The following is a 14404-nucleotide window of genomic DNA, read 5'->3' as shown; positions in this document are numbered from 1 at the left end:
AAGGACACCCTTGCTCAAGGCTAGACACTTCCCGTTGTTAGGGCGTGTGAGGGACTTGCACCCATTAGAATACACCCATGCTGGGCGAACTAAAAAAAGAGAGCCGGTTTCTTACTGACTCTCTTTATAATTTATACCAGGTTATCTTATTAACCTAAGTAACTTTTCAATAATTTACTTCTCGAATTTTGTCTTAACCGCTTAATTGCTTTTTCCTTGATTTGACGTACACGTTCTCGTGTCAACTGAAATTTATCACCGATTTCTTCGAGGGTCATTTCCTGATACCCTATACCGAAGAACATCTTGATAATTTCACTTTCTCTTTCTGTCAAAGTTGATAACGCGCGTTCTATCTCCTGTTGGAGCGATTCGTTTATCAACGTACGGTCGGCAATAGGTGCGTCGTCGTTTACAAGTACATCCAACAGACTGTTATCTTCACCTTCAACAAAAGGTGCGTCCATCGAAATGTGGCGTCCTGAGACTTTGAGTGAATCGGCGATTTTATCTACGGGTATGTCTAATTGCTCTGCTAGCTCTTCTGCCGATGGCTTGCGTTCGTTTTCCTGCTCGAATTTAGAGAAAGCCTTGCTGATTTTGTTCAGCGAGCCTACCTGATTGAGCGGAAGGCGTACGATACGCGATTGTTCTGCTAATGCCTGCAATATTGACTGGCGAATCCACCATACCGCATAACTGATAAATTTAAACCCTCTGGTTTCGTCGAATTTCTCTGCAGCTTTGATTAGTCCCAGATTTCCCTCATTGATTAGGTCGGGAAGGCTTAGTCCTTGATTCTGATACTGTTTTGCAACAGACACCACGAATCTCAGATTTGCCCGTGTGAGTTTTTCGAGTGCAGCCCTGTCGCCTTTTTTGATGGCTTGAGCTAACTCTACTTCTTCCTCAACCGTAATCAAGTCTTCACGGCCAATTTCTTGTAAATACTTGTCTAATGACGCGCTCTCGCGATTAGTAATTGACTTTGTAATCTTTAACTGCCTCATATACAGATATGTATAATAAAATATCCCAAAAATGTTTGCAAATATAGTGAAAAAATGCTATATTTTCATCATTTACAGGGCGGATTTATTCTAGGATAGCTTTAATTAATAATTATAAACAGAATATTGCTTCGTCATTTATAAAGTTCATCTAAGTACATGATAAAAAAATAGATTATTATGGTTCACCCCCTCGCCCTGTGGGCACTCCCGACCCCACCCCGGCCCTCCCCAAAAGGAGAGGGAGAAGCGAGGGGAGAGTCGCAAAGCGAAGACAGATGCCGTTTGATCCGTCAGGCATTCTTCCCTTTTGATAAAGGGAAGTACCCGAAGGGGGGAAGGGTTAGAAGGATAGTATATATTTTTTGTCATGTACTATGAAAGTTCATATACATAAATAACGCTTAAGCCATGCAATTGTTTTGACTTAAGCGTTATTTTATATTAACCCGATTCGGGTAATATTACTCACCCAGATCGACTGCGTAATATTTCCTTGCTCCTGATGGGGTTATACCAGAGATAAACAATACTTTATCCTGGCTGTTGGCAGTAGATGTAATAATGTTTTCAACCTGACTTGCAGATGACACCGGCTGGTTGTTTATCTTTTGGATTACGAACCCTTTGGTAATTCCTTCTTTGTAGAATTTACCGCCATTGTCAACACCTGCCACTTCTACACCATAACTCACGCCTAAGTCTTTTTTCTTGTCGGCGGTCAGTTCTTTAAATGCCGCGCCTACGCTGGCTATACCGTCTCCTTTTTTAACAACGGAGGTGCTTCCCGAGCTGTTTTTCAAAGTAACATCGTAGGATTTGCTGGAATTTCCACGCATGATATCTACTTTCACCTTATTTCCCGGACGGAATCTGTTGACCTGATCCTGAAGTTCGCTCACACTCTTCACTTTAACACCGTTGATAGCTGTAACAACGTCTCCTTCTTCGATACCAGCCTGTTTAGCCGGGCTCATTTCGGCAAAACCTCCGACATACACTCCTTCTGTTGCTTTCAGGTCTTTTGTCTTGTCAGGGTTAGCTTCTTTGGCTACAGAAATATCCTGGATAAGGACACCCAGAACAGCACGTTGTACGGTTCCGTATTCTTTAATGTCGGCTACGACCTTTCCGGCTATAGAGATGGGCACGGCAAAACCATATCCTGCAAAATCTCCTGTCTGGGAATAAATAGCCGTATTGATGCCTACCAGTTCGCCGTTGGTATTCACCAGAGCTCCGCCACTGTTACCACGGTTGATGGCGGCATCGGTCTGAATAAACGATTGTATATCACTGCTGTTTGCACCTATACCTCCACGACCTTTGGCACTGACGATACCGGCCGTTACGGTTGAAGTCAGGTTGAAAGGATTGCCTACGGCCAGTACCCATTCGCCTACTTTTAGATTGTCGGAGTTGCCAAATGGTATATAAGCGAAGTCGCTACCTTCAATTTTCAACAGGGCTATATCTGTTTGCGGGTCTGTACCGATCAGTTTAGCTGTGAATTTCCGGTTATCATTCAATGTAACTTCTATTTCGTTCGCCTTATCTATCACATGGTTATTGGTAACAATAAATCCATCCTTTGATATAATAACTCCTGAACCGAATCCTACACTAGGCTGAGGTGCACCGAAATCCTGTCCGCCCCTGTCGCCGAACCCAAAGAAATATTCGAACGGATCGATCGCTCTCTGGCGGCCTTGAGATGAGGCTTGTGATTTTACTGTAGATTTTATATGGACTACGGCATGTACCGAATTTTCCGCAGCTTTTGTAAAATCAGGGTAGCCCTCTGCTGTCAGGCTGGCAAGTTGTACTCCCTTTTGGTCAAACTCGCTTCCGTAATTATAGAAGTCTGCCGAACTGTATCCTTTCCGGTGTTCCATGAAGCTGTACATACCATATGTAGCTCCTATACTCACTAATGCAACCACAACATAGGTTGAAATATTTTTCCAAATCTTTTTCATACGCAAGTATCTTTTAATTGTTTAATTAATTTTTATGTTATTCTATTTTTTCTCAAATGTAAACACAAAAACTATACACTTGATGTTGAACAACCCTATTTTTAACACTTTTAACCGTGTAAAAAACCTTTATCATTATTTTAACAATTCAATCGGACTTTTTGTCAGATACATAGCGGAAAAGATATATCTTTGCCGGCGGTTTTTAATGATACTTGTTTGGATGGGAATATCTATTCTTATTATCATTGCTGTATATTTCGGCGCGTTATTACTGATTTCGCACTTTGTAAGCAAGAGGAACAACAGCAATGATGCCTTCTTCCTCGGAAACAGGCAGTCGCCATGGTTTCTGGTTGCAATCGCCATGATAGGTACATCCATATCGGGGGTTACCTTTGTGTCGGTTCCCGGTATGGTCGGCAAATTTGATATGACATATATGCAGATGGTATTCGGGTTTGTTCTCGGATATTTTTTTATTGCATACGTGCTCTTACCTCTTTATTATAAGCTCAACCTGACTACCATATACGGATACCTGGAGAAACGCTTTGGCTTCTATTCTTATAAGACCGGAGCATCCTTCTTTATCTTGTCTAAGATCGTAGGAGCGGCAGCACGCCTGTATCTGGTAGCTATCGTATTGCAAAGGTTGGTTTTTGACCAGTGGGACATCCCGTTTTTTGTGACGGTTTCGGGCATTATTTTACTTATCTGGGCATACACATTCCGCAGTGGGATAAAGACAATTATCTGGACAGACACGTTGCAAACATCCAGCCTGATACTGGGTGCCATACTGATAATATGGCAGGTAGCCGGCAAAATGGATATGAACTTTCCGCAGGTCATAGACGCTGTGTATAATAACGAGCATTCGCGTATATTTGTCTTCGACGACTGGGCGTCGCGCCAGAACTTCTTCAAGCAATTTTTGAGCGGGGTATTCATTACCATTGTAATGACGGGGCTGGATCAGGATATGATGCAAAAGAACCTGACCTGCAGGAACCTGAAGGAAGCCCGTAAAAACATGATAACTTATGGTTTTGCCTTCATTCCGGTAAACCTTCTGTTCTTGTCATTGGGTGTGCTCCTGTTACTTTTTACATCACAATACAATATCGCCCTGCCGCAACAGTCGGATCAGCTACTACCTATGCTGGCGACCGGATACCTTGGTTTTCCCGTACTTGTGTTCTTTACCATTGGAATTATAGCGGCGGCCTTTTCCAGTGCCGACTCTGCTTTGACAGCCCTGACAACATCCGTCTGTGTGGATATTCTGGATATTAAACGCGAAGACGCGCTAACAGCCGTAAAGACCAGAAAGAAAGTACATTTGGCGGTAAGCGTTCTATTTTTACTGACAATACTTACTATAAATACGATTCAGCAGGAAAATGTACTGGATACTATCTATAAGGTTGCTTCCTATACTTACGGGCCGTTGCTCGGCTTATTCTTCTTCGGGCTTTTTTCTGAAAAGAGTATACGGGATAAATATGTTCCGTATGTGTGTATTTTAGCACCGGTAATCAGTTATTTAATCGAGTTTACTCTTCTGAAATTCTTCTCTTATCAGGTCGGTTACGAAATCTTATTATTCAATGGACTGCTAACTGCGACAGGATTACTATGTTTAACCCAAAAAGAGAAAACAAGAACCTGATTATTTTGTTATAGTTGTATACAAAGTTATTTAAGAACTATAATAAGATAAAAATGGCATTTAAACATATAGATTATTCTCAGGCTGAAGAATTGCTAAGCAATCATCACGCCATTCTGGTAGATATCAGGGACGAGGAAAGCTTCAATCTTTCTCATCACGAACGGGCTATTAATTTATCCCAGTGGTCGTTACCTCAATTTTTATTTGAGACGGACAGGGATATGCCTGTGCTTGTGCTCTGTTATCATGGAAATAGCAGCCAGACGATCGCCGAATTTCTCTCGCAGCAGGGCTTTCAGCATGTCCATAGTATCGATGGAGGCTATGAGGGATGGAAATAAGTAAATAGGGGCTCGAATATTGTATGTGTTGTGAACGTCTTTTGTTATAATAAATTGTTGAACAGGGCAACTCCAAAATCGGATATTTTTTTTGCATACTCCATATCCGTATCCGCCTTTAATCAACCTCTTATTCAGACTTTTTAATTCAAGTTGCGATTTATAACTTGTACAAGTTATAAATCGAAACTTGAATTATATATTACATCCACTATCCGCTTCATATCTTCTTCATCATACCGGTGGTCGCAAGGCAGCGGCAGCAGGTAGTTGACTATCCGGTATTCGGCAGAGTACTTTTCTACAAGGCCGAGTGTTTCTTTCCAGTATGTGGAAACGTAGATCTTGTTGCCGATAAGCCTTTTTCGTAATTCCGGATCTTCCGAATAGAACATATAGCTAAGCGGGCAGGTATCGGCGGGAAAGTCATCATATTCGAACTGGTTATCTTTACCCAGTACGGAATGCAGGTATCTAAAATTGCTGATTTGCTTTTCTCTCAGGTTCTCATAATCGATATTCGCTAACAAGGCATTAGCCAGATTCGACATTCGCTTTATAGGCTGGCCTACAAGGCTGGCACAATAATCGAGATAATCCTGATAGGCGGAACTCGCGCTTCCGTATTCGATACGTTTCATCAGGTGTGTCATGTGAGGGATAGACATATCCTGCTCAAAATCTTCATCCAACAATGTATCTGTATAAAGATAGGCGCCATCGGGCAAACCGAAAAACTTGCGTGGTGAATAGATTGTATCTATGCCTTCATACGGTTTAGAAAAAAAGGCATGGGTATTGTCCACAATCAGTTGTGTCCCGTATTTTTTCACCAGTTTATCCACAGTGCAAGGCTTGATGCCATAGGTATCGGAGTAAAAGAATACTTCGTCTTTCCCTAATTCTTTATCGAAAACGGGGTCTATCCTGAAATCCACGGAATAAAATTCATATTCTATACCCAGTTTTTTCATTGGTTCCCAAATAACTTCCGAATCAAGATAAGGAATATATATTTTCTTATATTTCTTTGCCCTGAGTATATATTCGAGGCAATTGCGGGCAGTGTTCAGCTGTACAGCCCCTTTATGGTAATGTTCTCCTTTACGGAGTTGAAGTTCGAAGTATCCGCCTATTTCTTTCATGTTATCAATTCGCAGATTAGCAAATAATAGAATCTGTTAATTTGCTAATTATCATATTAATTTATATTCATTCAACATATTCTGTATTTCTTCTACCGGATTGAACATCATCACATCCAGTATGGACAGCCAGGGAACAAATTCATTAGAGAACTGCTTGTATTCGATCGGATTACTGGATATAAATGACAGGTTTATACCTTCTCTGGCAAAGTCTTCTTTATTGTATAACGACTGGCCGCCTACAGCGTTGTAATACTCTTTTGCCCCCAGTGCTTTGCATAGGGCTAATACTTTGTCCTGCCCTTTCAGGGAGTGGTCCATATCTATTGTGGAGGATACGATTAGCTCCGTGTCTATACCCAGATAGTCGCGTATTTTATCTATCGAATTGAATATATAATAGGCTAGATTCTCCTCTTGGAAGTTTACAATATCTTCTATCAGAGGCATTACTGTCTCAAAATACGGGGCTTTGCGGTATGGTTCCCTTATCTGGTTCAGCAACTTTTTCTTGTCGAAGTTTTTGGAGACACTACGGTCTTTTATGTCCAGATAGTCCGAATCCTTTTCTAAGGGAATCGTTATCATCAGGTCTTTACCGTTCTGCAATATGCGGTTACGGTTTATCCATCCCTTTTTGGTATATTGTATATTGTCGTATATCACATACTTATCCACCGCGTTTAACAACTGGAAGTATCCAATGTAGGGCAGGAAATAAGGCTGCATGATACCAATTTTCATAATCCGGTTATAGTGTTATAGGTTTCAGTAGTTATTTTTTTGCTAACTCTTTAATAAAAGAACATATTTTTTCTACCTCTTCAAACTCAAGGTTCGCATACATTGGCAGACAAACTATTTCCTTAGAAACCTGAGTAGCCACAGGCAAATTGGTAGCAGTGGCAGACGGTAATCCCCTGTATGTAGGGAAATCGCTGATAAGCGGATAGAAATAGCGGCGTCCGAATATATCATATTCCTGCAGTTTGAAGTACAGGTCATCGCGGCTCATCCCAAACTCGGCGGTATTGATGCGTACCGGATAATATGGGTATGTATGTGATACGCCTTCTTCTACCGGCATGATGGTAATACCGCTGACATCACTAAGCAGGCTGTTGTATAGCTTTGCCAGTTCCAGCCTTTTGGCAATATAACTGTCTACATATTTTAGTTGCAGCGAGCCGTAAGCAGCCTGCAATTCGTTCATTTTCGCATTGATGCCCGGTTCTATAACGGTGGTTTCATTCCTGAACCCGAAGTTTTTCAGCAAGTCGATACGTTGTTTTGTTTTCTCATCCTGGCAAACGATGGCACCTCCTTCTATGGTATTGTAAACTTTTGTAGCATGGAAGCTGAGAATAGACAGGTCGCCCCAGTTCATCACAGATTGCCCGTCCTTTTTCACGGCAAAGGCATGGGCAGCGTCGTAAATTATGCGAAGCCCATAGGTATCGGCTATGCGCTGTATTTCTTCTACATCGCAAGGATTCCCATACACATGCACAGGCATAATGGCTGTTGTCTGCGGAGTGATAGCAGCTTCGATTTTCTTAGGGTCAAGGTTGTAGTATTTATCATCGATATCTACAAATACGGGCTTTATATTGTTCCACCACAGGGAATGCGTAGTGGCTACAAAGCTAAATGGTGTGGTAATCACTTCCCCCGTTATGCGCAATGCCTGCAAAGCCGTTATCAGTGCCAGTGTTCCGTTTGAGAAAAGGGATATATGCTTTACTCCGAGGTATTGGGCGAGTTCTTTTTCGAACTGCTCGTGGAAAGGGCCGTTATTTGTCAACCATTTATTATCCCATATTTTTTCCAGATAGGGAATAAACTCATCCAATGGAGGAAGAGCCGGCTGTGTTACCATTATTTTTTTCATATTCATTATATTTGGTCTCCTCAGCCCCCTCTGAAGAATGGGGCTAAAAACCTCCCCTAAGGGGAAGCTGGGAGGGGCTTTTATTTTCTGACTATTTTTCTTATAAATTCAGGTGTAATGCTTTTTATTCTGCCTTTGAATGATTTATCTCCATAGAGCAGTATTTCGAGCCGCCTTTTATGTTTTGTGAAAACTTCTGTGTATTTATAATTGAAATATTTATCGTATTGGCTTATCAGTTCTATAACTCTTATACACTGTTCTTTCTCATTCATCTTCGACCACTGCCCGTTATCGTGTATACGATATACCGTGGTTACGTCTTTGAGGTATAGTAACGGGCCAAATTGTCCCATATACATACCCAGCATCCAGTCGGCTATCTCCATATCGAACAGCTTCGGATCGAGTTGCTGAATCAGCCTGCCTCTGAAAACACAGCACGACAGATTGCCTATACGGTTACCCATTGCCAGTTGCTCTGTGGTAACGGGTTCGTAGTCTTTATCGTCTGCCCAGTCGAATATTTCTTCCCTATTTTGGTCTTCAAAGAGCCTTATATGCCTGTTGTAACTCATCGATGCTTCGGGTGTCTTTTCCAGATGTTCGATATGGTTTTGCAGGTGGGAAGGTTTTATCCAGTAGTCGTCACCCTCCATTATGGCTATATAGTCGCCTGTGCAGGCTGCAAAGGCCAGCTGGTAGTTCCTGTTGTAACCTACATTATGTTCCTTTGCCAAATATGTAAAAGAAAATGATGTTTTGTCCTCATACTCCCTGATTATCTCTATGGTATTGTCGGTAGAACAATCATCAGCGACAATGATTTCCACATCATGAGGTGTCTGCTGCATGATGATGCCTTCGAGCGTCTGACGAATATATCCGGCATGGTTATATGTAATGAGTATGATATTTACTTTCATATTTAGGCTCTATTCTTATTGACCGGGCTTTAAAAGTCCTTTTGTATGCTTGTATTATTTGGAGAAAATTCTCCCTATCGCTCTTTTTATAGAACGGAACGGCGCGCAAATCTTTCTTCCTACACGGTAATCGATTGTATGATAATGCCAGTACAGTTCTTTCTTATACGTTTCAGCATCTATCTTGTCTCTTACAGGATTGAAGTATTGAAGAAACAAAGGTACATGATTTTTGAACATTTGTAAAAGCATCGTGTCATTTCTTTCTTTGTGTGCATTGACTCCTATCGAACGCGATTCGGCTTTTATTCTGTAATAACAATGGAATGCATCTAGTTTTACAACCTTATAATCCGGTTTCAACAGGGACAGATAGAAGTCCCAGTCTTCGATGCCGTATATCATGTTGGGATTGTATCCTCCCGATTCGATGAAATCAGATTTCCTGAAAATAGCGGAGTTGTGTATCTGGTTTTCCGTCAGCATATTTTCAAATTTAAACGGAGGGCTTATCCTTTCTTCATTTACATCGCCAAACAAAACGGTATCGCAGTATATCAGCCTGACATCCGGATCTTTGGTAAATGTTTTGATGGCTTCGCTAAAGTAGTGCGGACCTAACTTGTCGTCGCTATCCAGCGGTATGATGTATTCGCCTACAGCTTGGTTTGCAGCATAGTTGCGTGTGTGGCACACACCGCTGTTGGCTTTCCAGAAGTACCTGAACCGGTTATCTTTTTGCATCCACTGGCGGGCTACCTCTTCGGTATTGTCAGGAGAGCCATCGTTTACCATGATACATTCCCAGTGAGGATAATCCTGATCGAGAAGGGATTGCAATGCTTCAGGCATATATTGCGCCTGATTGTAGCATGGCATGATAACAGATATAATCGGATTCATTATTGCTAAATGTTTATAGTTTAAGCCATTTCAGAAGGCCAAGTTTTTTAAGATACCTGACACTTACTGATGTTTTCAGTTTGTATAGCTCTTGCTTTTTATCCATCCAGTCTTTATACACACTATTATATAAAGGATATACAGCGGCTATATGTTCATTCCTTTCGTCCATAAGCAATTGCCTGTTGGTAGCGTCGGAACTGATACCATCGATATAGAATGTAGAGAAACAGTCGCTGATATGTTTATATGTACTATTGCGCAGACAAACAGCATCCATGAAAAACGCCCAGTCGGAAGTAATATTATTCTCTTCCGAATAATAACCATAGTTTACCAACAAGTCTTTTTTTATGAAAGAAGCTGTATGTGGCAGGCTATCTTCTGCAAAATATTTAAAATCGGGCTTGTCTGGATAAATTTTAATATCACTTGTACCGGATAGGTTGTCGGCTATTTCCATATCGAAATATACAATGTCCTCTCCCGTAATCTGATTTATTACCGACTGAAGATTTGCTTCTTTTTTTATTGTGTCTCCACTGTTGACAAAAAGTATATAGTCGCCTGTCGCCTGCCTTATACCCTTATTCATAGCATTATATATGCCGGAATCGGGTTCACTAACCCAATAATCTATATGGGGTTCAAATTCTTTTATAATATCCACACTTCCGTCATCGGAATTACCATCAATAATAAGGTATTCGAAGTTTACATGCCTCTGATTAATAATGCTTTCTACGGTTCTCCGTAATCCTGTAGCATTCTTATAATTGATTGTAATAATGGATACTTTCATCTTTTTACCAGTCTTGAAATCAATCTTTTTAGCTCATAATATGCAACCATTGGCTGCCGTTGTATAAACATCAACAAAATTTCCTTATTGACCGATTGCGGATAAGAGAATTTCAATTTATATGATTGCCATTTGTAGAACCAGTTTCGGCTATACGTATTATCCAGCTTCAAATGTAACCATTTTGCAATGATTCTGGAAACTTTATAGCCTTCTAATATGCCTAAACCTTTGTCTTCCGATTTGTTCGATACATTTACTGAGTGCGTCCTGAAATGGTTCAGATATTCTTTAATTTCGGAAACGGTTGTATTTTCATTCTCACAGAAACTGCCCCATAACAGCCAGTCGCCACAATATCTGTAGTTTATAATTTCGTCCCACAGATTGCCTGCTATGGCCTGTTTCTTAAATACAACCATGCTTGCATTGCAGATCGGGTTGCTGTATAACAGATATTCTTTAGTAAATTGGTTTATATTCATGGAGTAATGGGGTAGTATAGGAGGTTGCTCTACTACTACATTATTTTCCTTATCTACTACTTTAGTCTGGGAAAAGCAAAGGACAGAATTGTATTTGGCAATGGAATCCATCGCCTTTTGCAACAATGTCAAATCTGCATAATCATCGCTTTCTGCAATCCAGATATAATCTCCTTTAGCCAGTTCAATACCTTTTTTCCACTGCCTGAATGTAGATCCGGAATTGGTTTCGTTGTAGATAATATGTGAAATGTGCGGATTGTCGCGATATTCTTCAATCACATCCCTGCTATTGTCCGGAGAACAGTCGTCCAGAATGATAAGTTCGAAATCCTGATATGTCTGATTCAATATGGAATCGATACGCTGTTTCAGGTAGGGGGCGTGGTTATAGTTGGGAAGGATTACAGAAATCATTCGTTAAACAAATTTCTTATTTTTCTTATAGGAGACAGTATTATCTTTCCAAGTTTAAATTCTCTAGAATTTTCTAATGCCAAAATCTGGATATTTAGTTTTTCTATTTTCTGCCAATTCCTTATTCCATATATTTCAATAAATGAAGGGTCGTCAAGCCCAGAATTGCTTATTCCTGACATATCGTTGTAGTAAACTATTACCCGGTCTATATAGTTTATTTTCAGATAAGGAGTAGCGAAACATCTTATATTGAAATCCCAATCTGCATATAGCGGAAATTCAAGATTATACATTCCTAATCGACTGAAGATATTCTTACTATAAAAAATAGATTGATGACAAATGTTTGCAACATTAAACCTTTTTCGTGTAAAAATACCTGCTTGCCGGCATTGTTGGCCTACCATATATGCATCACCATATACTATATCTGAATCTTTTTCCTTTATGTAATCAGAAATATCCGATAAAACTGCATTATCATATAAATAATCGTCACTTCCTAAAAAGTATAACCATTCTCCTCTAGATTTCTCAATACCTTTATTCATAGCATCGTATACGCCATTATCTTTTTCAGAAATAACATGTATGCGAATATCTTGGTAAGAATTAAGAATATCCAAAGTATTGTCTGTAGACAATCCATCCATAATCAATATTTCATAGTCCGTATATGTTTGTGTTAATATGCTGTTTATGCAATTACCAACAGTTTTAGACGAATTATATGTAGGTATTATTATGGAAAAAGTAGGCATAAAATTATTCTTTTTTAAAAATTGCGTCAGCTTGTAATATTTTCCCGTCTTTCCCTCTTAGTTGTTCAAAGTTACCCATATATACAAATCCCTTATTTTTCAAAATTGTATATATTTTGTCAAAAAGTGGCTGATTTTGATATAGTTCGACAAATGAAACTTCTGTTATAATGTATTCTGCATTTTCTACAATTGAGGAGCCTCCGGCAATAACTTTCTCTTCAAATCCCTGTACATCCAACTTTAGCAGATAAGGCTTTTCTATACTATTAACATTCAATATATTATCCAGCCTCTTGACTTGTACTTTTATTATATTTTCGTTCTCTGTAAAAGGAAAATTCTCTTTATGTATGCGATTCATTTCGAGAAAGCTGGATGAATCTGAGAAATCATTAAGATGAAAATCTGTGTTGCCCTCTTCATCCCCAAGACCATAATTAAAAGCTTTAAATTTATTGTCTCCTTCAAAGTTTGCTACCAGTTTATTATATATTGTAGGTATAGGTTCGAAAGAAAATATATCAGCGTCAGGAAATATCAACCTGATTTTCTTTGCAAATTGGCCTGTATTTGCCCCAATATCCAAAATTGATTTTATTCCTGCTTGCTTTAGCCATAGGTTTTCATTAATATATTTACTCGTTTCTTGTTCATTGCTTATACGTATAGCTTCTCTTGTTGCTTTTTCTCCCCATTTTTTTACTTGGTATCCAAATAGATGGAAAAAAGATTGTATCAAAGTTTTCATATTGTCATAACTGGTCTTTATATTGAATAACTGGTGCTAAAAGTCCTGGTCTTTTTTCTTGCCATAATATTGAATCACTTAATCCTCCATTTATAGAGAGACCTATTGTTGGCGCTTCTTTTTCAGGATTGATAATCCAATCTATATGGTGTAAACTTATTATTGGTTTTATAAAATATTCACCTTCGTTGAGCATTCTTTTGGGAAACTGTGCATATAATGTATTGTCTCCGGCTTTTAATTCTATTTTGCTGTCTTCAGGCATATCTGTTTGGTACGACCAAAACAATAGTTGTTCATTTGCTGTATATAGAGAAAAACCTACACATAGAGCCGAGTGTAAATTTTTTATATGAAATTTGAGCTTTACATATAGGGTTTGATTGTTTTCTATATAGTTATTTGTTAATGGCTGTCCAGATTGAGTAACTAATGACATTTCTAATAAAGAACAAAATTCATTCTCATATTCTTTGTTAGTGTTATACCAAGATGTGTTACTTATATTAGCACTGCTTAATTTAAGATATTGTGAGATGATTGCTGATGTACTTCCGGAAGAACTTATTTTCCCATTTTCCATCAATATGCATTGATTGCATAATGACTGAACTGAATTTAGTTGATGGCTCACAAACAACACCGTTCTCCCCTCACTTGTAGACACATCTTTCATCTTCCCTATCGCTTTCTTCTGAAATTCAGCATCCCCCACAGCCAAAACCTCGTCCACAACAAGTATTTCCGGCTCCAGATGGGCGGCAATAGCAAAACCCAGACGGACAGTCATACCGGAAGAATATCTTTTTACTGGAGTGTCAATATATTTTTCGACACCTGCAAAGTCTACAATTTCATCCAGTTTCCTTCTGATTTCAGCTTTTGTCATACCCATGATTGAGCCATTCATAAAGATATTTTCACGTCCAGTCAGTTCAGGATGAAATCCTGTGCCCACTTCGAGCAGTGAAGCGATACGTCCTTTGGCCTTGATGGTGCCTGTAGATGGAGATGTAACCCGTGACAAAATTTTCAATAATGTTGATTTGCCTGCACCGTTTTTTCCTATAATGCCCAGCACCTCTCCCTGTTTTACGTCAAAAGAAATATCCTTCAATGCCCAGATATATTTACTCTGAGCTTTGGCTGAACGGTCATTTACTTCCCCTATTTTCAAGTATGGGTCTTCTTTCCCCCTTACTACATGCCACCAGCGATTGAGGTCATGCGTTATAGTGCCTGTCCCTACCAGTCCCAAGCGGTATTGTTTCGATATATTTTCAAATTTTATAGCAGTTTCTGACATATT

Annotated in this window: 14 protein-coding genes; 2 read left to right on the top strand and 12 right to left on the bottom strand. The window is 39.5% G+C overall.

Annotated features, from left to right (window positions below; genetic code table 11):
- Nucleotides 1-149: 149 nt before the first annotated feature.
- Both D0T84_RS10000 and D0T84_RS09995 read right to left on the bottom strand, forming a co-directional pair.
- On the bottom strand, nt 150-1010 hold the full coding sequence (locus D0T84_RS10000; protein ID WP_006797564.1) for an RNA polymerase sigma factor RpoD/SigA: 861 nt from the start codon (nt 1008-1010) through the stop codon (nt 150-152).
- Nucleotides 1011-1474: 464 nt separating this feature from the next.
- Entirely contained in the window at nt 1475-2989 is a 1515-nt protein-coding gene (locus D0T84_RS09995; protein ID WP_163307742.1) for a Do family serine endopeptidase, read from the bottom strand.
- A gap of 223 nt (nt 2990-3212) precedes the next feature.
- Between D0T84_RS09995 and D0T84_RS09990 the strand changes: the two genes are divergently transcribed.
- Nucleotides 3213-4664, top strand: a complete 1452-nt coding sequence (locus tag D0T84_RS09990) for a sodium:solute symporter (protein WP_163307741.1) — start codon at nt 3213-3215, stop codon at nt 4662-4664.
- A gap of 53 nt (nt 4665-4717) precedes the next feature.
- On the top strand, nt 4718-5008 hold the full coding sequence (gene glpE, locus D0T84_RS09985) for a thiosulfate sulfurtransferase GlpE (RefSeq protein WP_163307740.1): 291 nt from the start codon (nt 4718-4720) through the stop codon (nt 5006-5008).
- A gap of 176 nt (nt 5009-5184) precedes the next feature.
- On the opposite strand, the gene D0T84_RS09980 is transcribed toward glpE, so the two are convergent.
- The 10 genes from D0T84_RS09980 to D0T84_RS09935 all read right to left on the bottom strand — a co-directional run bounded on the left by D0T84_RS09980 (nt 5185) and on the right by D0T84_RS09935 (nt 14401).
- Nucleotides 5185-6153 carry a hypothetical protein gene (locus D0T84_RS09980; protein ID WP_163307739.1) on the bottom strand — a complete coding sequence of 323 codons (969 nt, stop codon included), beginning with the start codon at nt 6151-6153 and terminating at the stop codon, nt 5185-5187.
- Between the two features lie 51 nt (nt 6154-6204).
- Nucleotides 6205-6900 carry a WbqC family protein gene (locus D0T84_RS09975; RefSeq protein ID WP_163307738.1) on the bottom strand — a complete coding sequence of 232 codons (696 nt, stop codon included), beginning with the start codon at nt 6898-6900 and terminating at the stop codon, nt 6205-6207.
- 31 nt (nt 6901-6931) lie between these two features.
- Nucleotides 6932-8053, bottom strand: a complete 1122-nt coding sequence (locus D0T84_RS09970; RefSeq protein ID WP_163307737.1) for a DegT/DnrJ/EryC1/StrS aminotransferase family protein — start codon at nt 8051-8053, stop codon at nt 6932-6934.
- Nucleotides 8054-8127: 74 nt separating this feature from the next.
- The gene (locus D0T84_RS09965) at nt 8128-8973 is read right to left on the bottom strand and encodes a glycosyltransferase (RefSeq protein ID WP_163307736.1); all 846 of its coding nucleotides are present in this window, start codon (nt 8971-8973) and stop codon (nt 8128-8130) included.
- Nucleotides 8974-9027: 54 nt separating this feature from the next.
- Nucleotides 9028-9876 carry a glycosyltransferase family A protein gene (locus D0T84_RS09960; protein WP_163307735.1) on the bottom strand — a complete coding sequence of 283 codons (849 nt, stop codon included), beginning with the start codon at nt 9874-9876 and terminating at the stop codon, nt 9028-9030.
- Nucleotides 9877-9889: 13 nt separating this feature from the next.
- The gene (locus tag D0T84_RS09955; protein ID WP_163307734.1) at nt 9890-10678 is read right to left on the bottom strand and encodes a glycosyltransferase family 2 protein; all 789 of its coding nucleotides are present in this window, start codon (nt 10676-10678) and stop codon (nt 9890-9892) included.
- On the bottom strand, nt 10675-11580 hold the full coding sequence (locus tag D0T84_RS09950; RefSeq protein ID WP_163307733.1) for a glycosyltransferase family 2 protein: 906 nt from the start codon (nt 11578-11580) through the stop codon (nt 10675-10677). Before D0T84_RS09950 ends, D0T84_RS09955 begins: the two co-directional genes overlap by 4 nt.
- Nucleotides 11577-12344, bottom strand: coding sequence for a glycosyltransferase family 2 protein (locus D0T84_RS09945; RefSeq protein WP_163307732.1), 768 nt, complete (start codon nt 12342-12344; stop codon nt 11577-11579). Before D0T84_RS09945 ends, D0T84_RS09950 begins: the two co-directional genes overlap by 4 nt.
- A gap of 4 nt (nt 12345-12348) precedes the next feature.
- Nucleotides 12349-13095, bottom strand: coding sequence for an FkbM family methyltransferase (locus tag D0T84_RS09940; RefSeq protein ID WP_163307731.1), 747 nt, complete (start codon nt 13093-13095; stop codon nt 12349-12351).
- A 4-nt stretch (nt 13096-13099) separates the two neighbouring features.
- Nucleotides 13100-14401: a polysaccharide ABC transporter ATP-binding protein gene (locus D0T84_RS09935; protein WP_163307730.1), complete on the bottom strand. Its 1302-nt coding sequence runs from the start codon at nt 14399-14401 to the stop codon at nt 13100-13102.
- Nucleotides 14402-14404 lie beyond the last annotated feature (3 nt).

The organism is Dysgonomonas sp. 521, assembly GCF_010501055.1.
In the GTDB taxonomy this organism is placed as follows: domain Bacteria; phylum Bacteroidota; class Bacteroidia; order Bacteroidales; family Dysgonomonadaceae; genus Dysgonomonas.
The sequence above is the reverse complement of the archived record's forward strand: the minus strand, read 5'-3'. Positions and strand labels throughout refer to the sequence as shown.

Coding starts and splice junctions, on each gene's coding strand:
- D0T84_RS09945 (WP_163307732.1), bottom strand. CDS start 12,344: ATGCCTACTTTTTCCATAATAATACCTACATATAATTCGTCTAAAACT.
- D0T84_RS09975 (WP_163307738.1), bottom strand. CDS start 6,900: ATGAAAATTGGTATCATGCAGCCTTATTTCCTGCCCTACATTGGATAC.
- D0T84_RS09970 (WP_163307737.1), bottom strand. CDS start 8,053: ATGAATATGAAAAAAATAATGGTAACACAGCCGGCTCTTCCTCCATTG.
- D0T84_RS09980 (WP_163307739.1), bottom strand. CDS start 6,153: ATGAAAGAAATAGGCGGATACTTCGAACTTCAACTCCGTAAAGGAGAA.
- D0T84_RS09935 (WP_163307730.1), bottom strand. CDS start 14,401: ATGTCAGAAACTGCTATAAAATTTGAAAATATATCGAAACAATACCGC.
- D0T84_RS09950 (WP_163307733.1), bottom strand. CDS start 11,580: ATGATTTCTGTAATCCTTCCCAACTATAACCACGCCCCCTACCTGAAA.
- D0T84_RS09955 (WP_163307734.1), bottom strand. CDS start 10,678: ATGAAAGTATCCATTATTACAATCAATTATAAGAATGCTACAGGATTA.
- D0T84_RS09990 (WP_163307741.1), top strand. CDS start 3,213: ATGGGAATATCTATTCTTATTATCATTGCTGTATATTTCGGCGCGTTA.
- D0T84_RS09940 (WP_163307731.1), bottom strand. CDS start 13,095: ATGAAAACTTTGATACAATCTTTTTTCCATCTATTTGGATACCAAGTA.
- D0T84_RS10000 (WP_006797564.1), bottom strand. CDS start 1,010: ATGAGGCAGTTAAAGATTACAAAGTCAATTACTAATCGCGAGAGCGCG.
- D0T84_RS09965 (WP_163307736.1), bottom strand. CDS start 8,973: ATGAAAGTAAATATCATACTCATTACATATAACCATGCCGGATATATT.
- D0T84_RS09960 (WP_163307735.1), bottom strand. CDS start 9,876: ATGAATCCGATTATATCTGTTATCATGCCATGCTACAATCAGGCGCAA.
- glpE (WP_163307740.1), top strand. CDS start 4,718: ATGGCATTTAAACATATAGATTATTCTCAGGCTGAAGAATTGCTAAGC.
- D0T84_RS09995 (WP_163307742.1), bottom strand. CDS start 2,989: ATGAAAAAGATTTGGAAAAATATTTCAACCTATGTTGTGGTTGCATTA.